The organism is Thioclava atlantica (assembly GCF_000737065.1).
In the GTDB taxonomy this organism is placed as follows: domain Bacteria; phylum Pseudomonadota; class Alphaproteobacteria; order Rhodobacterales; family Rhodobacteraceae; genus Thioclava; species Thioclava atlantica.
The window spans coordinates 50,281-71,631 of the sequence record NZ_AQRC01000008.1 but is presented as its reverse complement, the minus strand read 5'-3'; the positions used below and the strand labels follow the sequence as shown (position 1 = coordinate 71,631).

26 protein-coding genes are annotated in these 21,351 nt (G+C 67.8%); 13 read left to right on the top strand and 13 right to left on the bottom strand.

Annotated features, from left to right (window positions below; genetic code table 11):
* Positions 1 to 6 precede the first annotated feature (6 nt).
* The 3 genes from DW2_RS11115 to fliF are packed head-to-tail and all read right to left on the bottom strand — an operon-like array spanning position 7 to position 2,517.
* Positions 7 to 288, bottom strand: a complete 282-nt coding sequence (locus tag DW2_RS11115; RefSeq protein WP_038146486.1) for a FliM/FliN family flagellar motor switch protein — start codon at positions 286 to 288, stop codon at positions 7 to 9.
* The gene (locus DW2_RS11110) at positions 281 to 877 is read right to left on the bottom strand and encodes a FliH/SctL family protein (RefSeq protein WP_038146483.1); all 597 of its coding nucleotides are present in this window, start codon (positions 875 to 877) and stop codon (positions 281 to 283) included. Before DW2_RS11110 ends, DW2_RS11115 begins: the two co-directional genes overlap by 8 nt.
* On the bottom strand, positions 874 to 2,517 hold the full coding sequence (fliF, locus tag DW2_RS11105; RefSeq protein WP_038146481.1) for a flagellar basal-body MS-ring/collar protein FliF: 1,644 nt from the start codon (positions 2,515 to 2,517) through the stop codon (positions 874 to 876). Before fliF ends, DW2_RS11110 begins: the two co-directional genes overlap by 4 nt.
* A gap of 100 nt (positions 2,518 to 2,617) precedes the next feature.
* Here fliF and DW2_RS11100 point away from each other — a divergent pair, with 100 nt between their 5' ends.
* The 10 genes from DW2_RS11100 to DW2_RS11055 all read left to right on the top strand — a co-directional run bounded on the left by DW2_RS11100 (position 2,618) and on the right by DW2_RS11055 (position 12,483).
* On the top strand, positions 2,618 to 3,112 hold the full coding sequence (locus tag DW2_RS11100) for a flagellar basal body-associated FliL family protein (protein WP_038146479.1): 495 nt from the start codon (positions 2,618 to 2,620) through the stop codon (positions 3,110 to 3,112).
* Between the two features lie 11 nt (positions 3,113 to 3,123).
* Entirely contained in the window at positions 3,124 to 3,477 is a 354-nt protein-coding gene (locus tag DW2_RS11095) for a hypothetical protein (protein WP_038146478.1), read from the top strand.
* On the top strand, positions 3,474 to 4,064 hold the full coding sequence (locus tag DW2_RS11090; protein WP_038146475.1) for a MotE family protein: 591 nt from the start codon (positions 3,474 to 3,476) through the stop codon (positions 4,062 to 4,064). The genes DW2_RS11095 and DW2_RS11090 overlap by 4 nt, the downstream gene beginning before the upstream one ends.
* 63 nt (positions 4,065 to 4,127) lie before the next feature.
* On the top strand, positions 4,128 to 4,997 hold the full coding sequence (gene motA, locus DW2_RS11085; protein WP_038146473.1) for a flagellar motor stator protein MotA: 870 nt from the start codon (positions 4,128 to 4,130) through the stop codon (positions 4,995 to 4,997).
* Positions 4,994 to 7,300 (top strand): hypothetical protein, encoded by a 2,307-nt coding sequence (locus tag DW2_RS11080; RefSeq protein ID WP_038146471.1) that lies wholly within the window; start codon positions 4,994 to 4,996, stop codon positions 7,298 to 7,300. The genes motA and DW2_RS11080 overlap by 4 nt, the downstream gene beginning before the upstream one ends.
* A 114-nt stretch (positions 7,301 to 7,414) precedes the next feature.
* On the top strand, positions 7,415 to 8,200 hold the full coding sequence (locus DW2_RS20305) for a transglycosylase SLT domain-containing protein (RefSeq protein ID WP_038146469.1): 786 nt from the start codon (positions 7,415 to 7,417) through the stop codon (positions 8,198 to 8,200).
* On the top strand, positions 8,200 to 10,281 hold the full coding sequence (gene flhA, locus DW2_RS11070) for a flagellar biosynthesis protein FlhA (RefSeq protein WP_038146468.1): 2,082 nt from the start codon (positions 8,200 to 8,202) through the stop codon (positions 10,279 to 10,281). Before DW2_RS20305 ends, flhA begins: the two co-directional genes overlap by 1 nt.
* Positions 10,278 to 11,054, top strand: coding sequence for a flagellar biosynthetic protein FliR (locus DW2_RS11065; RefSeq protein ID WP_038146466.1), 777 nt, complete (start codon positions 10,278 to 10,280; stop codon positions 11,052 to 11,054). Before flhA ends, DW2_RS11065 begins: the two co-directional genes overlap by 4 nt.
* Positions 11,051 to 12,130 (top strand): EscU/YscU/HrcU family type III secretion system export apparatus switch protein, encoded by a 1,080-nt coding sequence (locus DW2_RS11060; RefSeq protein WP_038146465.1) that lies wholly within the window; start codon positions 11,051 to 11,053, stop codon positions 12,128 to 12,130. The genes DW2_RS11065 and DW2_RS11060 overlap by 4 nt, the downstream gene beginning before the upstream one ends.
* Positions 12,127 to 12,483: a hypothetical protein gene (locus DW2_RS11055; protein WP_038146464.1), complete on the top strand. Its 357-nt coding sequence runs from the start codon at positions 12,127 to 12,129 to the stop codon at positions 12,481 to 12,483. Before DW2_RS11060 ends, DW2_RS11055 begins: the two co-directional genes overlap by 4 nt.
* A gap of 6 nt (positions 12,484 to 12,489) precedes the next feature.
* On the opposite strand, the gene DW2_RS11050 is transcribed toward DW2_RS11055, so the two are convergent.
* Genes DW2_RS11050 through DW2_RS11010 form a run of 9 tightly spaced genes read right to left on the bottom strand, consistent with a single transcriptional unit; the run spans position 12,490 to position 17,022 of the window.
* Positions 12,490 to 12,984 carry a flagellar basal body-associated FliL family protein gene (locus DW2_RS11050; protein WP_038146463.1) on the bottom strand — a complete coding sequence of 165 codons (495 nt, stop codon included), beginning with the start codon at positions 12,982 to 12,984 and terminating at the stop codon, positions 12,490 to 12,492.
* Between the two features lie 9 nt (positions 12,985 to 12,993).
* Positions 12,994 to 13,719 carry a flagellar basal body L-ring protein FlgH gene (gene flgH / locus DW2_RS11045; protein ID WP_038146461.1) on the bottom strand — a complete coding sequence of 242 codons (726 nt, stop codon included), beginning with the start codon at positions 13,717 to 13,719 and terminating at the stop codon, positions 12,994 to 12,996.
* 10 nt (positions 13,720 to 13,729) lie between these two features.
* Complete coding sequence (gene flgA / locus DW2_RS11040) at positions 13,730 to 14,149, bottom strand: flagellar basal body P-ring formation chaperone FlgA (protein WP_038146460.1); 420 nt, start codon at positions 14,147 to 14,149, stop codon at positions 13,730 to 13,732.
* Positions 14,149 to 14,934 carry a flagellar basal-body rod protein FlgG gene (gene flgG, locus DW2_RS11035; protein ID WP_038146459.1) on the bottom strand — a complete coding sequence of 262 codons (786 nt, stop codon included), beginning with the start codon at positions 14,932 to 14,934 and terminating at the stop codon, positions 14,149 to 14,151. The genes flgA and flgG overlap by 1 nt, the downstream gene beginning before the upstream one ends.
* 12 nt (positions 14,935 to 14,946) lie before the next feature.
* A complete protein-coding gene (locus tag DW2_RS11030; protein WP_038146457.1) occupies positions 14,947 to 15,663 on the bottom strand; it encodes a flagellar hook-basal body complex protein in 717 nt (238 codons plus the stop codon).
* A gap of 3 nt (positions 15,664 to 15,666) precedes the next feature.
* Positions 15,667 to 15,933, bottom strand: a complete 267-nt coding sequence (locus DW2_RS11025; RefSeq protein ID WP_038146455.1) for a flagellar biosynthetic protein FliQ — start codon at positions 15,931 to 15,933, stop codon at positions 15,667 to 15,669.
* Positions 15,933 to 16,223 (bottom strand): flagellar hook-basal body complex protein FliE, encoded by a 291-nt coding sequence (gene fliE / locus DW2_RS11020; protein WP_038146454.1) that lies wholly within the window; start codon positions 16,221 to 16,223, stop codon positions 15,933 to 15,935. The genes DW2_RS11025 and fliE overlap by 1 nt, the downstream gene beginning before the upstream one ends.
* 17 nt (positions 16,224 to 16,240) lie before the next feature.
* Positions 16,241 to 16,633 (bottom strand): flagellar basal body rod protein FlgC, encoded by a 393-nt coding sequence (gene flgC, locus DW2_RS11015; protein WP_038146452.1) that lies wholly within the window; start codon positions 16,631 to 16,633, stop codon positions 16,241 to 16,243.
* 2 nt (positions 16,634 to 16,635) lie between these two features.
* The gene (locus DW2_RS11010) at positions 16,636 to 17,022 is read right to left on the bottom strand and encodes a FlgB family protein (RefSeq protein WP_038146451.1); all 387 of its coding nucleotides are present in this window, start codon (positions 17,020 to 17,022) and stop codon (positions 16,636 to 16,638) included.
* A gap of 81 nt (positions 17,023 to 17,103) precedes the next feature.
* Here DW2_RS11010 and DW2_RS11005 point away from each other — a divergent pair, with 81 nt between their 5' ends.
* Entirely contained in the window at positions 17,104 to 18,429 is a 1,326-nt protein-coding gene (locus tag DW2_RS11005) for a FliI/YscN family ATPase (protein ID WP_038146449.1), read from the top strand.
* On the opposite strand, the gene DW2_RS11000 is transcribed toward DW2_RS11005, so the two are convergent.
* On the bottom strand, positions 18,426 to 19,184 hold the full coding sequence (locus tag DW2_RS11000; protein ID WP_038146730.1) for a TSUP family transporter: 759 nt from the start codon (positions 19,182 to 19,184) through the stop codon (positions 18,426 to 18,428). The genes DW2_RS11005 and DW2_RS11000 overlap by 4 nt on opposite strands.
* Before the next feature lie 182 nt (positions 19,185 to 19,366).
* Here DW2_RS11000 and DW2_RS10995 point away from each other — a divergent pair, with 182 nt between their 5' ends.
* Positions 19,367 to 20,260: a CPBP family intramembrane glutamic endopeptidase gene (locus DW2_RS10995; RefSeq protein WP_038146448.1), complete on the top strand. Its 894-nt coding sequence runs from the start codon at positions 19,367 to 19,369 to the stop codon at positions 20,258 to 20,260.
* A 67-nt stretch (positions 20,261 to 20,327) separates the two neighbouring features.
* The gene (gene accD / locus DW2_RS10990) at positions 20,328 to 21,278 is read left to right on the top strand and encodes an acetyl-CoA carboxylase, carboxyltransferase subunit beta (RefSeq protein ID WP_038146446.1); all 951 of its coding nucleotides are present in this window, start codon (positions 20,328 to 20,330) and stop codon (positions 21,276 to 21,278) included.
* Positions 21,279 to 21,351 lie beyond the last annotated feature (73 nt).

The window sequence follows — 21,351 nt, the reverse complement described above, 5'->3', positions numbered from 1 at the left end:
ACCACCTCAGAGCCCGTTTTGCAGATCGGCCACCTCGGTCAGCCGGACGGCCAGCTGGCCCTCCTCGCCTTCGACCTCGGTCAGTTCGCCGCGCGCGATCAGCTTGTCGCCCACATAGAGCTCCACCGGATCGTCGACGCGGCGGTCGAGCGGCAGCACCGCGTCGCGCTGGAGCCGGAGCAGATCGCGCACCAGCGGCCGCGCGCGCCCCACCGAGATCGTGATCTCGATCGGAACCTGGGTGAAGGGGTTGGCGCTCGGCCCCGCCCCGGTTGCGGGATCAGACATCGTGTGCCTCCTCCGGATCGGAATGGAAATGGGTCCGGACCGCCTGCGAGATCGCGGCGACCACCGCATCGAGATCGACACGGGTCTCGGCCTCGGCGAAGCGCAGATAGACCTGACCCTCACCCAGGGTGGGCTCGGACACGAAGGCGAGCGGCAGGTCGCATTGGCGCGTGAGCAGTTCTTCGACCTGGGCGAGCGCGACGGGGCTCGCGCTGATGGTGATCGGGGCGGAGAGCCGCTCCTCGGCCAGCGGCATGAGCTGTTCGGCCACGAGCGGCGCGAGGGTGTCGCGCGCCACCTGCGGCAGAAGTTTCTCGCAGATCTCGATCAGGAGGGGGCGCAGCGCGTCGAGCATGTGCTGGCGGGCCTCGTGATGGGTAAAGCTCAGCGCCTGCAGGTTCTGTCCGAGATCGGCGTGGAGCCGCGCGGTCTCGGCGTTCTGGGCCGCGACCGCGTCATCCCACCCGGCCTGGTAGCCCGTCTCGAAGGCCGCGAGTTTGGCCTCCTCGAAGGCTGCCGGATCGAGCGCAAGCTCGGCTGGCTCGGCCTCGCGCGGTTCGAAGGATTCGAGTTTGACCCGCCCGCTCATCGCGCCTTCTCCCCGCTCTCATCCATCCAGCTGCGCAGGATCTCGACCGTTTCCGCCTGCCGCGCCTCGATCATCCGCTTGAGTCGTTCGACCGGATCGGCGGGACGTTCGAAATCGAAATCGCCCCCCATCTGCATCGGAAGATCGCCAATATCGAAATCCGACACGACCTGCATGTTCATCTCGGGCAGGTCCCCGTCGTCGATCTCGCCGGTCAGCGCCTGAGTGGCGGCGTCTTCAGGGGCGGGCGGCGAGAGGTCTGCGCCCGGCGCCCGGCCACGCTGCATCAGGAGCGGGCGCAGGACGAACAGGCCCAGCACGAGTGCGACCACGGCGAGCACGGCGATTTGGATCAGCCGCGTGAGATCGAGCGGCATCGCCCCCAGGAGCCCCCCGGCGGCCGCGCTCCCCGCCTCCGGCAACGGCTCGAACTGCATCGAGCGCAGGGTGATGACATCGCCCCGCCCCTCGTCGAGACCGACCGCCGAGGCCACCAGCTCGCGCAGGTCGGCCAATTCCGCGTCGGAGCGGGGCTGCCAGCTGGTCGTGCCATCCGACCCGGGATCGGTGACGCCATCGACCAGCACCGCCACGCTCAGACGCTTGATCGCACCCGGCGTACGGACCACTTCGCGCCGCGTCTCGGAGACCTCGAAATTGGTGCGCGCGCGGGTTTCGCTGGTCTGGCTTTGCGAGCGGCCGCCATCGGCGCCGTTCTTTTCCGGCAGGTTGGAAGCGACCGTGACCGCGGCCGGATCGCTTGCGTCGGATTTCTTCGAACTTTCCTGAGTGTCGGTGGAGATCGCGACGCGACCGTCGGGATCGAAGCGCCGCTCGGTGATCGCCTCGCGTTCGGTGACCGTCTCGAGCGCAAGCTCGACCACCGCATTGCCGGGGCCGACGCGGGCCTCGAGCAAGCGCTCCACATTGCGTTTGAGCGCGCTCGCGCGGTCCTCCCCGGCGGTTTCCGCCCCGGGCTGGCCCGTCAGCGGAACCAGCCCGCGGGCGGTGTCGATCACCGACACCTCGTCGGGCGTCATTCCGGTGACCGCAGAGGCCACGAGATAGCGCACCGCCTTGGCCTGCGCCGCACCGATCCCGCCCGAGGCGGCGGTCAGGGTGACGGAGGCCGTCGGCCGCAGATCGGAGCGGAAGGGACGAGACTCGGGATGCGCGATATGAACCCGCGCCGCGCGAATCGCGGGCACCGCCGCGATGGTGCGCGCGAGTTCCCCTTCCTTCGCGCGCCAGTAGGCGGCATCGAACATCTGCGATGTCGTCCCGAAACCCGAGAGCGAATCGAGCAGCTCGTAGCCCGCCGCGCCCGTCGCGGGCAGCCCCTCGGAGGCGAGCGTCATGCGCAGCGCGTCGCGCTGCGCCGCCTCGACATAGATCGACGTGCCGCGCGCCTCGTATTGCGCGCCGCGCTGCTCGAGCGCCGCAATGACCTCTCCCGATTCCGCGCCCTCTAGACCCGCATAGAGCAGGGCCATCCCGGGCTTGGACGCGATCGCCGAGATCGCGAGAAGCGTCGCGAGCATCGCCAAACCGGCCGCCACCGCGGACAGCTTCCTGCGCGTGTCGAGCGCCTGCCAGGCACCGAAAAGCTGTTGCAAGACGCACCTCCTGACTTCAGGCATTCTGCCCGGACGTCCGGGGCCCACTTTCCCGCAGGGCTCTTAACAATCGGTTAGTCGGTTCCGGGTTATGCCGGTCTCGACGGAAGAAACCGGTGAGACCATGGCTGTCGCGGAAGATGCGGGCGCGGAGGCGCCGCAACCGAAGAAATCGAAACTGCCGTTCCTGATCGGCGTGGTGCTGATGCTTCTGCTCGGCGGCGGCGGGTTCTATGCGGTCTATTCGGGCAAGGTTCTGCCGCATGCAGCGAAGGAAGATGCGGCGAGCGGTCATGACGCGCATGAGGCCGATCCGCTGCCCGATATCGCCTATGTCCCGCTCGAGCCGCTGACGATCTCGCTCAAGGATGCGGGGGCGCGGCATCTGCGCTTCGTCGCCCAACTCGAAGTGCCCAAGGCCTATGAGGCGGATGTCGAGCATCTCAAGCCGCGGGTGATGGATGTGCTCAACGGCTATCTGCGGGCAGTCGATGTGCACCTGCTCGAGGAGCCGACCGCGATGATGCGGCTGCGGGCACAGATGCTGCGGCGGATCCGACTGGTCGCGGGGGATGGGCGCGTGCGCGACCTCCTCATCATCGAATTCGTTCTGAACTGACGGAGGCCGGGATGCAGTTTGCCGCAGATTTCGTGCTCGTCGCTGCCGCGCTCGCCGCCGCCGCCTATTGCTTCGTGCTGGCGCGGCGGCTGAAGCGCTTCAATCAGCTTGAAAACGGGATGGGCGGGGCGATCGCGGTGCTCTCGGCCCAGGTCGATGACATGACACGCGCGCTCGAAAGGGCGCAGGCCACGGCCTCCGGCTCCGAACGCGAGCTGCGCACACTCACCGAACGCGCCGAGCAGGGGGCGGAGAAGCTCGAATTGCTGCTGGCCTCGCTCCATGATCTTCCCGAGGCGGGCGAACCGCGCCGTCGCGGCCTGCGCCGGCGGCCCAGGCCCGCGCCGATGGAGGCGGCGGAATGAGCCGGGGCGGCGCCCCCCACCGCAAGAGGCGGTTTCGGCTCGGGCGTGGCGCCCTGTGGATCATCGCCGGCCTCTTTCTCCTCTCGGGCGGGCTGCGCGCGGTCGAGATCGGCGCGAGCGCTCGGGCCACGGAGGCCAAGCCCGCCGCGCCCGGACCCGCAAGCGAATGCGTCGCAGAACCGGGCGTGATGGCGCTGCTCGAGGATCTGCGCAAACGCGAGGCCCGGCTCATCGAACAGGAAGATCTCTTGAACGACCGCCGAAGCGCACAGGTTCTGGCGGAGAAACGGCTCGGGGCGCGGTTGAAGGATCTCGTCGCCGCGGAGCAGGAACTGGCGCGGACCGTCGCCATAGCCGATCGCGCCGCGGAAGAGGATGTGGCGCGGCTTGTCGCCCTTTACGAAAACATGAAGCCCAAGCAGGCGGCGCCGCTCTTTGCCGAAATGGCCCCCGAATTCGCCGCCGGTTTCCTCGGCCGGATGCGCCCCGACGCCGCGGCCGCGGTGATGGAAAGCCTTGATCCGAAGATCGCCTACACGATCAGCGTGCTGATGGCGGGGCGCAACGCCGCCGCCCCGAGCGACTGATCCTGTTGGCCTTTTCTTAAGCAGAATCGCGCAAGCTCGAGCGCGACCATCCAAGAGGGCTTCATGATCGGCATCATCGGAATCGTCATCATCTTCGCGATGGTGTTCGGCGGCTATATGGCAGCCGGGGGCAAGATGGGGATCATCCTCAAATCCCTGCCCTTCGAGATGATCATGATCGGGGGCGCGGCGACAGGCGCGTTCGTTCTGGCAAACGACATGGCCTCGATCAAGCACACGCTCAAGGATGTCGGAAAGGTCTTCAAGGGGCCGAAATGGAAACCCGACGATTACCGCGATCTGCTATGCCTGCTGTTCGAGCTGATCCGCCTCGCCCGGCAGAACCCGGTGGCGATCGAGGAGCATATCGAGGCCCCCGAAAGCTCCACCATCTTCGGAAAATATCCCAAGATCCTCGCCGATCACGCCGCGGTCGACATCATCTGCGACACCATGCGCTCGGCCTCGATGAATTACGACGATCCGATGCAGGTGGAGGAGGTGATCGACAAGCAGCTGGAGGCCAATTACCAGCACGCGATGCATTCGAGCCATGCCATGCAATCGGTCGCGGATGCGATGCCCGCGCTCGGGATCGTCGCCGCAGTGCTGGGCGTGATCAAGACGATGGGCTCGATCGACCAGCCGCCAGAAATCCTCGGCAAGATGATCGGCGGCGCGCTGGTCGGGACGTTTCTCGGCGTGTTCCTCTCCTACGGGTTCATCGCCCCCTTCGCCTCGCGGATGAAGGCGGTGATCGACGAGGACAGTCAGTTCTACAAGCTGATCCGGGAAGTTCTGGTGGCCAATCTGCACAATCATGCGACCAATATCTGCATCGAGGTCGGGCGGCAGAATACCCCTCACCATATCCGCCCGAGTTTCGCCGCCCTCGAAGAAGCACTCAAATCGGTGAAATCGGAGCCCGCATGATCGCGCGGCTCGCCCTTTTTCTGACCCTGCTCGCCGCGCCGGCGCTCGCGGCTCCGATCACGATACGCTCCGGCGAACATGCGGGGTTCTCGCGTCTTGTCTTACCGCTTCCCGCAGGCACGGACTGGTCACTCGCGCGCACTCCAGAGGGATATCTTCTGAGCACCAGCGCCAGGGAGGCGGATTTCCGGATCGGCGGCATCTTCGAGCGAATCCCGAAGACCCGCCTCCTCGCGGTAGATCCCGCCAAAGAGGGGGGGCTTCTTTTCCGCACGGCCGTCGCGATCCGGGCGGAGGCCGTTCTGCTGCATGACAACCGCCTGGTCATCGACTTTCGCACCGCACCTCTGCCGCGCCCCCGCCGCGACCTCAAGACGGTCGAGCCCGAGGCCGTTCAGCCCACGCCCGCGCGCCCTCCCCCGCCCGGCCCGGCCCTTCCCGGTCCTGAAGAACCGCCCGCGGATTTCGACCTGTTCTGGCGCGATCTCGCCCCGCTCGGTCATGGCGCCCGCGATCAGCCTCAACTGCTGGCCCAGCCTTTTCCCCGGCACGAGACCGCGGATACCCCCCTGAGCCTTCCGGAAGTGGACACGCCCGACCCGCGTGTCGCGGAAGTCGAGGCAGCTCTGCTCGCGCAACTGGCACGCGCCGCCGCCCAGGGATTGGTCGAAGTGGACCGGGGCGCGGCTGCGGCGGAGGGAAAAGGGCCTTCGCGACAAGCGCATGAGGCGGAGATTTCGCCCGTGCCCGACGGTCAGACGGCCTCGGCCTCGGCCCCTCCCGATCACATCCCCTTTCGTTCGCTCACCGCCATCGATCGCGATCAGGACAACCTTGCAAGCTCGGCCGGCACCGGAGATCGCGAATGTCCGCCCGATGCCCTGCTGGATTTCGGCCCCTGGATGGACGGCCGCTCCATGCCCGCCCATCTGGCGGAGGCGCGGCAGGGCCTGCTGGGCGAGTTCGACACCCCCCGGCAGGACAAGGTTCTGGACCTTGCGCGCACCTATCTCGCCTTCGGCTTCGGCGCCGAGGCACGCGCGGTGCTGCAGGACATGGCCGAACCGGATGCTCAGCGCGACACACTGGCCTATCTGGCCGCGATCCTCGATGACGACGCGACCGCAGCCGCGATGTCCGAGGTGAGGCTGACCCCCTGTGATGGTCCGGTCGCGCTCTGGGCGCTGCTCGGAGCCGATCCGTTGCCCGAGAAACCGGAGGTGAATTTCGCGGCGATCCAGCGCGGTTATGGCGCACTGCCTCCGCCACTGCGTCAGGCGATCGGCCCGCGCCTCGTCGAAAAGCTGCTCGTCCTCGGGGCCGCGGATGTCGCCCGCTCGCTCCAGCCGCAGCTCGCGCGCATCACCGGCGAGGACCACGAGGCGCTCGACCTCGTGGCGGCCCGCGTCGCTTTAGATCCCGCCGCGCCCGAGATGCGCGAGACGTTGCGCGATGTCGTCGACGCCCGAAGACCCGAATCCGTCGACACGCTCCTGCTCCTGATCGAACAGCGGCTCACCGCGCAGGAGGTGGTGGAGCGGGATCTCATCGCCAGCGCCGAGGAACTCGCCTTCGAGCTGGCCGGCGATCCGCAGGCCGCCGATCTGCTGCGTGCGGCCGCACTCGGCTATGGATCTTCGGGCGAGTTCGACAAGGGATTCGCCCATCTGCGCGACGCCGCGATCGATCCCGATGCGGCCGAAACACGCGACACGGCGGACCGGCTCGTCGCGCTCCTGTCGGTCCATCCCGACGACGCGCTCTTTTTGCGAACGGTGTTCGCCTATCGCGACCGCATCGAGATCGCGGTCGCCGACCCGTCCCTCCGAAGCGCGCTGGCAGGACGCCTGCTTGATCTCGGACTGGCCGACCGCGCGGTGCAGCTGATCGAACATGCGCCCGACATCGGGGATGAGGATCGGCGCCTGCTCGCACGCGCCGCGCAGGCGAACCGGGACCCTTCCGCAGCGCTGGCCCATTTGCAGGGGCTCGACGACGATATCGCCCTGACCCTGCGGGCCGAGGCGTTCGCGCGGCTCGGGCAGCACGCTCGCGCCCGCGATGCCTTTCTCGAAGCCGCAGACGAGGTGCGCGCGCGCGAGGAATCGCGCCGAGCGGGGGCATGGATTGCGCCGAACGAAAATTCCGATCCGGCCGTCGCCCGCTTCACCGAGATTTTCGCGACACCGGACAAGCCGGCAAGCGACCATGCCGGCCCGGTCACCCGCGCAAGACACCTTCTCGATACCAGCCGCACCGAACGCGAGACGCTGCGCGAGCTGCTCGATCGACTCGGGTCGTGACGACACGCGGGAAACGGCCCGAATTCGATCCGTCTTCGTTCGCAAGGCAACCGAATCTCAAGGTTTCACGCCTAGCTCTGGTTACGCAAGAATTGCGATGCAAAGGGAAAACCCATGGCCTCATCCGGGCGGCTTCTGCTCCTCGCTGTCGTGTTTCAGGTGCTTTTCACCTGTCTCGCCCTTGCCCGCGGAACCGAGACTCTCGAGCTGTGCGACCGCGTCGCCGAACGCGTCGCCGCCGAAGCGGGCATTCCCGCCCCGGTGCTCAAGGCGATCTCGCTCAACGAAACGGGGCGCAAGCAGGGGAACGCCTTTCGAACCTGGCCCTGGACGGTGAACATGGAGGGAAAGGGCCACTGGTTCGACACCCGCGACGAGGCGCTGCGCTACGTCTTCAAGGAGTTCAAGCGGGGCGCGCGAAGCTTCGATCTCGGCTGCTTCCAGATCAACTACAAATGGCATGGCAGGCATTTCGCCTCGATCGACGAGATGTTCGACCCGCTCGTGAACGCGCGCTATGCCGCGCGCTTCCTGACGGAACTCTACCACGAGACCGGTGACTGGAGCCGCGCCGCAGGGGCCTACCATTCCCGAACGCGCGCGCTCGCGGACCGATACGCCCAGCGGTTCGAGCGGTTTCTGACGAAGCTCGGCGCGCAGGCTGGCCGCTTGCCCGCGCCCGCCGGAGAACAGGATATCGCGCTCGCCGCGACGGCGCAGACGTCCGCGGCGATTCCCGACATCCCCGATATCGTCGGCCCGCCTGCCGCGAGCGCGCCCCGGAAGGAGCGCAGCAACGGCTATCCGCTCCTCAAGGGAGGCGGCCCCGCGCCACCGCTCGGCGCTGCTGCCGGCGCTTCGCTTTTCGCCGCCGCCCTCTCCAAGCGGGATGGCTCGTGATGCAAGCGCCTCTTGCCCGGCGGATCTTCCAGCCGACGATCCTGCTCTCGCTCGCGCTGATGGCGGTGATCGCGATGATGATCCTGCCGGTGCCCGCCTGGGTGCTCGATGTCGGTCTCGCAAGCTCCTTCGCGCTCGCCATCCTGATCTTCACCGTCACCCTCTTCATCGAACGGCCGCTCGATTTCTCGGCCTTTCCCACGATCCTGCTCGCCTCGCTGATGCTGCGGCTCTCGCTCAACGTCACCTCGACGAAGCTGATCATCGGCCAGGGCCATACCGGGACAGGCGCGGCGGGCGGCGTCATCGAGGGCTTCGCGCAATTCATCATGAGCGGGTCGGTCCTGATCGGGCTCGTCGTGTTCTGCGTGATCCTGATCGTCAATTTCATCGTCATCACGAAAGGCGCGGGCCGGATGGCGGAGGTGGGCGCGCGCTTTGCGCTCGACGCGATGCCGGGCAAGCAGCTCGCGATCGACAGCGACATGAATGCCGGTGCCATCGACCATGCCGAGGCGCGCGAACGCCGCGAACGCGAACAGGCCGAGACCACCTTTTTCGGCTCGCTCGACGGCGCGTCGAAATTCGTCAAGGGCGACGCCGTGGCGGGGCTTCTGATCACGCTTCTCAACCTCGTGGTGGGGCTCATCATCGGCACGGTCGTGCATGGCATGCCGCTCGACCGTGCGCTGGAAACCTATTCGATCCTGACCGTGGGCGACGGTCTGGTCAGCCAGTTTCCCGCAGTGATCATCTCGATCGCCGCCGCGATCCTGCTGTCTCGCGGAGGCGCGAAGGGCTCGGCCGATTTCGAGCTGTTCCGCCAGCTCGGCCGCTACCCGCCCGCGCTCACCACGGTCGCCGTTCTGATGGCGCTGTTCGGGCTGGTCCCGGGCCTGCCCTTCGTGCCGTTCATGATGGGCGCGGCGCTGCTGGGGGGCTGCGCCTTCCTGCTGGAGCGTGCGGCCCGGGCCCGGGCTCGGCGCGAGGCGATGAAGATGCCCGCCCCCGACACGCGGCCGGCGCGCAAATCGATGGGCGACGTGCTCGATATCGACGATATCCATGTCGAATTCGCCCCCGACCTCGTGGCGATGGCCCTCGATCCCGCGACCGGGCTCGATTCGCGCATCGCCAATATGCGCAATCACGTCGCGGCGAGTTACGGTCTGATCCTGCCCGAAATCCGGCTGACCGACGACGCCACGATCGGCCCCGGCCAGTACCGTATCCGTATCCAGGGGGTGGAGCAGGCACGCGACCGGCTGATGCCCGACCGCGTGCTCGCCCTGATCGCCGACAATCGCGACTTCCTGCCCGAGGGAACCGAGGTGCGCGAGCCGGTCTTCAACGCGCCCGCGCTCTGGATCCCCAGCGCGCAGCAGGAAGAGGCCGCGCTGGCGGGATCGACCGTGGTCGGCCCGACGGAAGTTCTCGCGACCCATCTGCTCGAGGTGATCAAGGCGAATTTCGGGAGGCTGATGACGCTGCGCGCGCTGCGCCGGCTGCTCGCGGAGGTCGCCAACCTGTCCGATCCCGCCCGCGCCGAGGCCAATCGCCGCGTGCTCGACGAGCTGATCCCCGACAAGGTGCCCGTCGACCTGTTGCTGGCGGTGTTGCGCCTGCTGCTCGAGGAGCGGGTCTCGATCCGCAACCTGCTGCTGATCATCGAGGCGATCGCCGAGGGGCGCCATCTCGGCTCGCCGGAAGCGATCTGCGAACATGTGCGCCAGCGGCTCGGCTTCCAACTGGTCGCGGAACTGCGCCGCGAGGACGGCACGCTCCCCCTGATCCAGCTCGCGCCCGATTGGGAGGAGCGCTTCGGCAGCCACACGATCGGCGGCGAGAGCGGGGATGTCGCGCTGCCGCCGGACCTGTTCAACCGCCTCGCCGCCAATATCTCCGATCGGCTCGCGAGCGCCGGGCAATCGGGCGTCTTCCCGGCCCTCGTCGCCTCCGGGCGCAGACGGCGATTCCTTCGCACGGTGATGAGCGCGAAGGGGCTCAGCGCGCCGGTGCTGAGTTATGAGGAAATCGGGCTCGAGGCCAAGCCGGCTATGGTCGGCGTCGTCGCGGCATGACCGATCTTCTCGCAACCCTTCTCGAAGTGACGCAAAGCCAGCTGCTGCTGGGATTCGCCTTGCTGTTGCGGGTGGGCGGCGTGGTCGGGCTTGCGCCGGGTTTCGGCGAGACCAGCCTGCCCGCGCGCCTCAAAACGGCAATCGCGCTCGGTCTGACGCTTGTGCTGCTGCCCGCGGCGGGCGAAAGGCTCGCGCCGCTTGCCACGCGGGCGGGGCCGCCGCTCTGGATTGTCTCGGAACTCGCCATCGGCCTCGCGCTCGGGCTCGGTCTGCGCGCGCTGGTCTTCGCCCTGCAGATCGCGGGGACCCTCGCGGCCCAGGCCACGTCGCTGTCGCAACTGCTCGGCGGCACTGGCGCAGAGCCGCAACCCGCGATCGGAAACCTGCTGCTGGTCGCGGGCGTCGCGCTGCTGATGAGCCTTGGATTTCCGCTCTACCTCGCCCAGTTCCTGCTCGGCTCCTATGACGCGCTCCCGGCCGGGCATCTCCCCGATGCGAGCGCATTGCGAGATTGGGGCGTCGAGGGAATCGCGCGCGGCTTCGCGCTGGCCTTCTCGCTCGCCGCGCCCTTCGTCGTCACCGGTCTGATCTACAACGTCGCGCTCGGCGCCATCAATCGCGCGATGCCGCAGCTGATGGTGGCCTTCGTGGGGGCGCCCGCGCTGACCGCGGGCGGTTTGATCCTCCTCGCCATCGCCGCGCCCGGCGCGATCTCGATCTGGCGCGCCACCGTGATCGCCTTCCTAGGGGATCCGTTCGGGGGCGGACCATGAGCGAGGAAGCAGGCGAAAAGGAACTCGAACCCACCCCGCACAAGCTCGAACAGGCGCGGCAGAAAGGCGATCTCGTGCGCTCTACCGAGATCGCCGTCGCCGCGGTCTATGGCGCGTTCCTGATCGCGATCATCGGTCTTGGCGCACAAAGCCTCGCCAGGTTCGGGCGGCAGGCGATGGTCGCGCTCGATCAGGCCGACAGCCTGGCGCAGAGCCTTCTCGCGGGAGGGACGGCAACGGCTGCGGGGCTCGTCGCGGGGCTTTTGCTGCCGGCGCTGCCCTTTCTGCTGCTGCCTCTGATCGCGGCCCTTCTCGCCTACTGGGCCCAGCGCGCGATCGTCTTCGCCCCCGACAAGATCCAGCTCAAACTCGACCGGATCGACCCGATCGCCAATGCGGGAAAGAAATTCGGCCGGGGCGGGCTCTTCGAATTCCTCAAGAGCACGACGAAACTGCTGGTGATCGCCCTCGTTCTCGGGATCTACCTGGCGCGGCGGCTCGACGTGATCCTGCTCGTGCAGCGTCTCGAACCGGTGCAGGTCACCCGGGCGCTGTTTCAGATGATCGTCGAATTCCTGCTGATCGTGACGGCGCTCGCGGCCATGATCGGCGCGGTGGACTATCTCTGGCAGCGCGCCGAGTTCCTGCGCCGCAACCGGATGACCCGCAAGGAACTCACCGACGAGATGAAGCAATCCGAGGGCGACCCGCATCTCAAGGCGCAGCGGCGCCAGCGCGGGATGGAGATCGCGATGGGGCAATCGGTTCAGGAGACCGCCAAGGCCGATGTGGTGATCGTGAACCCGACCCACTACGCGGTCGCGCTCAAATGGGATCGCGCGGCGGGGGGGGCGCCGGTCTGCCTGGCCAAGGGGGTCGACGCGATCGCGGCGCGGATGCGCGAGATCGCAGCGGAGAACGGCGTGCCGCTCCACTCCGATCCTCCGACCGCGCGCGCCCTCTTCGCGACGATCGAGATCGGAGAGGAGATCCGGCCCGAGCATTACAAACCCGTCGCCGCGGCGATCCGGTTTGCCGAGCAGATGCGCAAGCGCGCCAGGGCGCGCGGTCAATGACCCGGCGGGCGGCGCGGCTGCGTGGGCTTTTGGAGCTCGCACGGATGCAGCGCGAGGCCGCGCTGGCGGAGCTTGCCGCGCTGCGCGCACGAGAGGCCGTGGCCACCGCGCGGATCGAGGCGCTCGAAGCGCAGGCCCACGCAGCCCGCGTCGCGCTTGCGGGTGATCCGGGGGCAGGCGTGATGACGGACCGGTTTCTCGACGCGCTGGCCACGCAGCGGAGCGCCACGCTCGCAGACCGCGCCGCCTTGAAGAAGGAAGTTGCCGGGTGCCAAGCCGAGGCTGCCCGCGCGGTCGGGCGTCACGACGTGCTCGAAAAGCTCGCGGCGCGAGAGGAACCCAGGCGCCGCTGAGCCGGGTCAGCCGTCCTGGCGCACGATGTCGGAAACCAGAACCGCAATGACGCTCGGGCCCAGGATATCACGCGCGGTTTCCGTCAGCGCCCGGCGCAACAGGTCCATATTCGCGGTGCCGGTGAAGAGCCCGTCGAACCCGCCGACATTGGCGTGATCGAAAAGAACCTGAAGGAAGCCGTCGCGCAGCTTCGGTTCGGCGCGATAGACGGATTCGGTCTCGCCCACGCGCACCTCGATGTTGAGCGACAGGATCACCAGGGCGGAGACCCGGCCCTCATCCACGATCGGCACGATGAACTGGTTGTTGAGCTTGACGAATTCCGAGGTGGTCGCCTCGTCTTCTGCAGCGTCCCCATGCGCGGGCTCCTCGGCCTTGGGCGGCGCGCATTCGGCGATCTCCTCCTCCGGGGCGGGCGGGGGGCGCAGGAAATAGCCCGCCGCGCCCCCGGCCCCGAGACCGATCAGCGCCAGGATCAGCGGAAGGATCTTGCCCAGCATCGCACCACCTCAGAACGGAAGCAGGATATCGGCGACCTGCTGGCCATAGCGCGGTTGCTGCACATCGGAGATCTGCCCGCGCCCGCCGTAGGAAATCCGCGCGCCCGCGACCTTGTCATAGGTGATCTCGTTCTGGCGGCTGACATCCTCGGGGCGCACGAAGCCCGTCACGATCAGCTCGCGCACCTCGTAATTCACCCGCACCTCCTGGCTGCCCTGGATCCGCAACACGCCATTGGGCAGCGTCTCGGTGATGGTGGCGGCGATGCGCAGGGTGAGCTTCTCCTTGCGCGAAACCTGCCCGTCGCCCTGATAGGAGGAGGCGGATTTGGTGGCATAGGCCTCGGCCATCGAGGCGCCGTCGGGGAGGTGCTGGTCGAGCCGCTGGGGGATGCCGAACATCGAGGGCAGCCCCATGCTGTCGGACCCGTTGCGCGAACGCCCCGTCGAGTTCGAGATCTCGGCCTTGTCGTCGATCTCGATCACCACGGTGAGGATATCGCCGCGCGCCGCGGCCCGCCGGTCGCCCAGAAGCGAGTTCCGCGCGCCCGACCAGAGCGAGGCCTCGCGCGTGGGCGCGCGCTGTTCGGTCGTGGCGGGCAGGGGAGCCGCGGACATGGCGAAGAATTCGTTGCCGGCCTCGACGGGCGTGAAACCGGGTGCCTTGCCGACCTGCTCGAGCCGTCCGCAGGCGAGAAGCGCGCTCAGGCTCAGGATCATCACGGGAGATTTCATGTACGGATCCTCATTGCGTGACTTGGGCGGTGCCGTCCGCGGCGAGCCGCGCGCTGACGATTGCCCTGGATGCGGAATTCATCACCCGGATCACCTCGCCCGCGCCGGCGCGCTGCAGGGCCCGGCCCTCGGTCCGGATCTCGAGCCCGCCGCGGCGATAGACGAGCGCGATCGACTGATTGCGTTCGACGAGCGCGGGCGCGCCCAGAGCGTCGCGCCGGATCGGCCGGCCGGCATAGATCACCGCGCGGGTCTCGAACCCGATCGCCTCTTCGAGATGCGTCGCGATGCCCGGCCCCTCGCCCTCCGCGAGCGCGACATCGCCGGGCGCGATCACCGTCTGCGCGCGCAAGGTGCGCTTGGCGACGAGAATATCGGCCGGAGCGAGCCCGGGCGCCGCAATCAGCGCGAGCGCGAAAAGCCACCGCATCAGCGCACCTGCGTGGTCGCGCCGAGCATCTGGTCGGCCGCGGTGATGACCTTGGCGTTGAGCTCATAGCCCCGCTGCGCCTTGATCAGTTCGGTGATCTCGCGCACCGGATCGACCGAGCTTTCCTCCAGATAGCCCTGGCGCACCGTCCCGAGCCCGTTCTGGCCCGGCGTGCTGACATTGGGCGGGCCCGACGCGCCGGTTTCGAGAAACAGGTTCGACCCCATCGCCTCGAGCCCTTTTTCGTTGGTGAACCCCGCCAGCGTGAACTGGCCCAGAAGCTGCGGCTGCACCTGATCGGCGAAATAGGCATAGACCTCGCCATCGGCATTGATCGCGACGGCCCGGGCATCCTCGGGGATGGTGATGTCGGGCACGACCGGGTAGCCGTCGGAGGTCACGATCTGGCCTTCTCCGGTCCGTTTGAGCCCGCCGTCGCGGGTATAGGCGGAGATGCCCGAGGGCAGCGTCACTTCGAGATATCCGGCCCCGTCTATCGCCAGATCGAGATCGCCGCCGGTGGCCGAGAGCGAGCCCTGGGAGAGGTTCACCGTCACGGCGGTCGGGCGCACCCCGAGACCGAGCTGGACACCGGCCGGGATCGTGGTGCCGTCGGTCGCGTTGATCGTGCCGGGGCGCGTCATCTGCTGATAGTGCAGATCCGCGAATTCGGCACGGCGCGCGTTGTAGCCGGTGGTGGACATGTTCGCGAGATTGTTCGAGATCACCTCGACCCGCATCTGCTGGGCGCTCATCCCGGTGGCGGCGATTTGAAGGGCACGCATGGGTTTCTCCCGTTATCGTCCGAGCGCCTGGATGACGCCGCGGATCCGTTCGTCCTCTCGGTCGAGGAAGGTCTGGCCCAGCTCGTAGGCGCGCTGGACCTCGATCATGCGGGCGATCTCGGAGATGGGATCGACATTGCTCTCCTCGAGATAACCCTGCATCAGGACCGCCCCCTCGACCGGATCGGCGCCGCCGGGCGCGTCAAAGCGCGTGCCGCCGACATGGTGCAACTCGTTCGGATCGGCGGGGGCGAAGACGCCGACCTGCGCGATCGGATTACCGCCGGCCGAGAGTGTGCCATCGGCAGCCAGCGCGACCTCGCTCACGCCCGAAGGCAGCGTGACGGGCGTGCCCCCGGGGTCGAGCAGACGGTAGCCGTCCGGCGTCAGAAGCTCGCCCTCCGGCGAGGGTATGAAACTGCCCGCCCGCGTGAGCTGGTTGCCCTGCGGCGTCTCGATCTGGAAGAAGCCCGCGCCCTCGATCGCGAAATCGAACGCGCTGCCGGTCCGGGTGAGCCCGCCTTGCGAGAGATCGACATGGCGGCCCCTCGCATGGGCCATCGACAGCGACGGCTCCGCGCCGGCGAGCCCGGCGACATATTCGGCGAAAATCACGCCCTCGCGCCGGAACCCGGTGGTCGAGACATTGGCGATGTTGTTGGCGACCGCGCGCATCTCTTGCATTAGGCCGGATTGGCGCGCGAGCGTGGAATAGACCGCGTTATCCATGGCTCAGAACCCCGCGATCATCGGCACGAGCGACCGGGTGAAGAAATCGACGAGCGTTTCGGACATGAAGGACATCGACACCCAGAAGACGATCAGCATCGCGCCGACCTTGGGAACGAAGGTGAGCGTCATCTCCTGCACCGAGGTCAGCGCCTGAAAGAGCCCGATCGCGACCCCGGCGATGAGCGCGACCGACAGCAGCGGCGCGGCGATCATCACCGCGATCCAGAGCCCCTGCCGGAGCGTGTCGAAGAAGATCGCATCTTGCATCAGACCGGCATCCTGAGAATTTCCTGATAGGCCTCGACGACCTTGTTGCGCAGCGTCACCGCAGTCTCGACGGCCAGTTCGGTCTGGGCGAGCGCCTCGACGAGCGCATGCGGATCGGCCCCTCCGGCCATCGCGGATTTTGCGGTCTCCTCGCCCGCGCGGAGTGTTTCGGCAAAGGCGCCCGCGGCCTGACCCGCCAGACCGCCCTGCCCGGCCGCTTGCGACTTGGGGGCCGCCGCGGCGCGGGCCTGGGCATAGCTTTGCGTTGCGAGAGAGGTTTTCACATCCATTCTGGATTTCCCCTGTCCTAACGGCGAAGCAGATCGAGCAGCGCCGACGACATTTGCCGCGCCTGATCGAACATTTTCAGGTTCGCCTCGTAGCTGCGCTGCGCTTCGCGCGCGTCAGCGATCTCGACCACCAGATCGACATTCGAGCCGTCGTAGTAGCCGGTCTCATCGGCCATCGGGTGGCCGGGATCGTAGATTCGGGTCAGTTCGCGCCGGTCGAGCTGCACGGGTCCGAGCTGAACCCGGCCCGAGGTGTCGCCACCCTCCAGCACCTCCTCGAAGGCGCGGGTCTTGCGGTGATAGCCGGGGGTGTCGGCATTGGCGATATTCTCGGAGACGTGACGCAGCCGCATCGCCTGGGCGCGCATGCCCGAGGCCGAGACCGAAAACGCATCGGAAAAATCGGACATCCTCAGCCCCTCCCGATCGCGCTGCGCAGCACCGTCAGCGAGGAGCGGTATATCGCCAGCGCGAGATCGTGCTGGCGCCGGACCTCGACCGCCTTGACCATCTCTTCCTCGAGCGAGACGGCGTTGCCGTCGGGCGAGGTGGCGCCGGGATCGGTGCGGGGGGATGCGGTGGCGCGGATGGTTTCACCGCCGCCCACATGGCCCGCGCGGGTGGCACGGAGGGGGGCGGCTGCTTCGCTCCGGTAAAGCTCTGAGAATTTCGGCAGCTCGCGCGCGGCATAGCCGGGCGTATCGGCATTGGCGATATTCTGAGAGACGACGGCCTGGCGGGCCGCGGCATGGGAGGCCATCGCACTGGCCATTTGCAGGATCTCGAGTTTTTCGAACATCGGGGCTTCTCCTCCGAGCGATCAACCAAGCCTTAAGAGCGAATCATTTAGAAAACGTTTCGAGAACACCGGAGAGCCTGCATGTCCGTCGCCGCTTTCACCCACCTGCGCGCGCAGATGCGCGACCTCGGCCCGGCCCATCCGGTCGGCCGGGTCATCGGCGTGCGCCGCGGCGTGATCGAGGTGACGGGCCTCGAACAGACGGCGGCGCTCGGGGACCGTGCGCGCCTGCATTGCCGTGGGAGAGAGGCGCTCACCGCGGAGGTGCTGTCGCTCGCGCGCGGTTCGGTGGCGCTCCTGCCCGACGACGCGGCGGACGGCGTGGCGATCGGCGACGAGGTCGAGCTGCTCGGTCCCTGCGGGATCGCCCCCGATGACAGCTGGGTGGGCCGCGTCGTCGACCCGTTCGGACGCGCGCTCGACGGACGGCCCCTCGCGCGCGGCCCGGTCGAGCACCCCTTGCGTGCGCCGCCCCCCGAGGCTGCGCGGCGCAAACGCCTGGGGACGCGCCTCGAGACGGGGCTTGCCGTCTTCAACACGCTTCTGCCGCTCGTGCGCGGGCAGCGGATCGGGCTCTTCGCGGGATCGGGTGTCGGGAAATCCTCGCTCCTGGGCAGCCTCGCGCGCGGGATCAGTGCCGATATCGTCGTGATCGCCCTGATCGGCGAGCGCGGGCGCGAATTGCGGGACTTCGTCGAACAGGTTCTCGGACCGGAGGGAAGGGCGCGCGCGGTGATCGTCGCCGCGACCTCCGATCAATCCCCGCTGATCCGCCGCCGCTGCGCCTGGGCTGCGATGACGGTGGCCGAGCATTTCCGCGATCAGGGGCACCATGTGCTCTTTCTCGCCGATTCCGTGACCCGCTTCGCGGAGGCGCATCGCGAGGTGGCGCTGGCGGGCGACGAACCTGCGAGCCTGCGGGGCTTTCCGCCCTCCACCGCGCATCAGATCATGGCACTGGGCGAGCGGGCCGGGCCGGGCCTGGAGGGCGCGGGCGACATTACGGCGGTGTTTTCGGTCCTCGTCGCAGGCTCGGACATGGACGAACCCGTGGCCGATATCCTGCGCGGCGTACTCGACGGCCATGTGGTGATGGAGCGCGAGATCGCCGAGCGCGGGCGCTTCCCTGCGATCAATCTCCTTCGCTCGGTGTCGCGCTCGCTGCCCGGTGCCGCAAGCGCGGAAGAAAACCGGCTCATCTCGCGCGCCCGGGCCCTGCTCGGGGCCTATGACCGGGCCGAGATGATGATCCAGGCGGGGCTCTATGCCGCGGGCTCCGACCCGCTCGTCGATGCCGCGCTGCAGGTCTGGCCCCAGCTTGACGGGTTCATCGCACAGGCGGAGGCCGAGGGCATCGCGGGCAGCTTCGCCCGGCTCGCGGCGATCCTCGCGCAGGCCGAGGGCTAGAACTTCTCCCAGATCAGCTTGAGCGCGAGCAGGGTCGAGGTCGTCACCAGAAGCGGCTTGATCAGCCGCGCGCCGATCCGCATCGCCAGCCGCGATCCCAGACGCGCCCCCGCCATCTGCGCCAGACCCATCGCGATACCCACGCCCCACCAAGGCGCGCCCACCAGCATGAATCCGGCAAGCCCGCCGATATTGGAGGCGAAGTTCAACAGCTTCGTATGCGCCGTCGCCTTCAGCACCCCATAGCCCGCGAGCGTCACGAAACCGATCATGAAGAAGGCCCCCGTGCCCGGCCCGACCAGCCCGTCATAGAAGCCGATCAGCGGCACGACGGCGAGCATGAAAAGCCGCGGCGAGATCCGCTGAGTCCGATCGGTATCGTCGAGCCCGGGGCGCAATGCGAAAAACACCGCGATCGCGATCAGGATGAAGGGCAGCGCGCCCTCGACCTGGCCGGTCGGGATCGACGTCACCAGAAACGCCCCGGCGAGCCCGCCGAGAAAGGAGATCGCGGCGGCCGGGATCTGCCGGCGCAGATCGACCCGGCCCGAGGCGGCATAGGAAAGCGCCGCAGTCGCCGCGCCGAAGGTCCCCTGGACCTTGTTGGTCGAAAGCGCCTGAACCGGCGGCGCGCCGGCAAGCAAAAGCGCGGGCACGGTGATCAACCCGCCGCCGCCGGCGATCGAGTCGACGAAGCCCGCCGCGAAGGCCGCACCGACCAGCATAAGCACGAGATCAAGGGGGAGTTCGAACATCAAGGCGCCCGCCATGCGAAGAAAGCCTCCCCTTTTCCTTTCGCGTCGGGGGAAAGTAAAGCCCGTTGCCTCTAGGCGTTCGCAGCCGCTATCACGGAGGAACAGCCTGCGGACAGTTCGATGAATTCAGCCTCGCCCTCGCCTCGACGAACCCAGCCCCGGCGTCCTCCGGAGGGCGCTGCATGAGCCGTCTGCCCGCGCCATATGCGCCGCTTGCCCGGTTCGCCGCCCAGGCCGCACCCCAGACCGAGCTCTGGCGTACCGGTCTCGGGCTCGGCGCGATCGTGATGATCTACCTCGCCTCGGGGTGGCTTTTGTTCGTGGTGCTCTCCCGGGCGATGTCGGATTTCGCGCTGCTCGGATTGTTGCGCGAAATCGCGACCGGCTCCACGCCGCGCGGCGTCTCGCTGCTGCTCGCGACCTTCGCGCCGCTCCTGCTTGCCACGCTCTTCGTCACGCGCAGGTTTCACGGGCGCTCCGCCGCCACCCTGTTCGGCGCGGGCAGCGTGCGGATCTTCGCGAAGGTGCTGCCGGTGCTGCTTGCCTTCGCCTGTCTCCATTTCGTCCTGGCGCTGCCGAGCGAGCATACGGGCCGGTCGAACCCGCCCGCGACCCCGCTGTTCTGGGCGCCGATTGCCCTGCCCGTCCTGATGGCGCAGATCGCGGCCGAGGAAGCGCTCTTTCGCGGCTACCTGCTTCAGCAGCTCGCCGCGCGCTGGACCAGCCCGTGGATCTGGATGGTGATCCCCTCGGCGCTCTTCGGCGCGCTCCATTTCGCGCCGGGCGAGTATGGGGGCAACGCGCTCTGGCCGGCGCTCTGGGCCTTCGTCTATGGCTGTCTGGCGGCCGATCTGACTGCCCGCACCGGAAATCTGGGCGCCGCGATGGCGCTGCATTTCGTCAATAATTTCGGGTCGCTCTTCCTGATCGGTTTCTACGGCCAGCTCGACGGGCTGGCGCTCTACACGATCGTGATCAACACCCGCGATTTCGCCGATCTCGCGCCGTGGCTCGCCGCCGACATGTTCGGCATCGTGATCAGCTGGCTGCTCGTGCGGCTCGTCCTGCGGGTCTGATTGCATTTCCCGCCCCCGCGGCGTATCTCAGGCGGATGCGAACACCGCCCCTCCGAGAGGCTTGCCGATGAACTGGATCACCAATTACGTCCGCCCGCGGATCAACTCGCTGTTCTCGCGCCGCGAGATGCCCGAGAACCTTTGGACGAAGTGCCCCGAATGCGGCACGATGCTGTTCCACCGGGAACTGTCCGACAATCTCAATGTCTGCACGAATTGCGACCATCACCTCGCGATCACGCCGCGCCGGCGCTTCGAGGCGCTGTTCGATGGCGGCATCTTCTCCGAGGTGAAGGTGCCCGAGCCGATCTCGGATCCTCTGCATTTCAAGGATCAGAAACGCTATCCCGACCGGATGAAGGCGGCGCAGAAATCGACCGGCGAGAAAGAGGCGATGTTGGTGGCCGAGGGCGAGATCGGGCGCACGCCGATCGTCGCGGCCGCGCAGGATTTCACCTTCATGGGCGGCTCGATGGGCATGTATGTCGGCAACGCGATCATCGCGGCGGCCGAGCGCGCGGTGAAGCTCAAGCGCCCGCTGGTGCTGTTCTCGGCGGCGGGCGGCGCGCGGATGCAGGAAGGCATCCTGTCGCTGATGCAGATGCCGCGCACCACCGTCGCGGTGCAGATGCTCAAGGAAGCGGGCCTGCCCTATATCGTCGTGCTCACCCACCCGACCACGGGCGGGGTGACGGCCTCCTATGCGATGCTGGGCGATGTGCATATCGCCGAGCCCAACGCGCTGATCTGTTTCGCAGGTCCCCGCGTGATCGAACAGACGATCCGCGAGAAGCTCCCCGAGGGTTTCCAGCGCGCGGAATACCTGCTCGATCACGGCATGCTCGACCGGGTGACTCACCGCGTGAAGATGCGCGAGGAGCTGATCACCATCCTGCGGATGCTGCTGAACATGCCGCCCGCGGTCGCAGGCGACCTGCCCAAGCCCGACCCGGAAACCGAGGCGAAAGCGCCCGAAGAACCGGCACAAGCGGCCGCGGCCTCCACGCCGAAGACCTGATCCTTCGGCCCTGACGCAATATCCCGGGGGGCGCGTCCGCGCGGGGGCGGAGCCCCCTCCCCGGCAGCCCTCC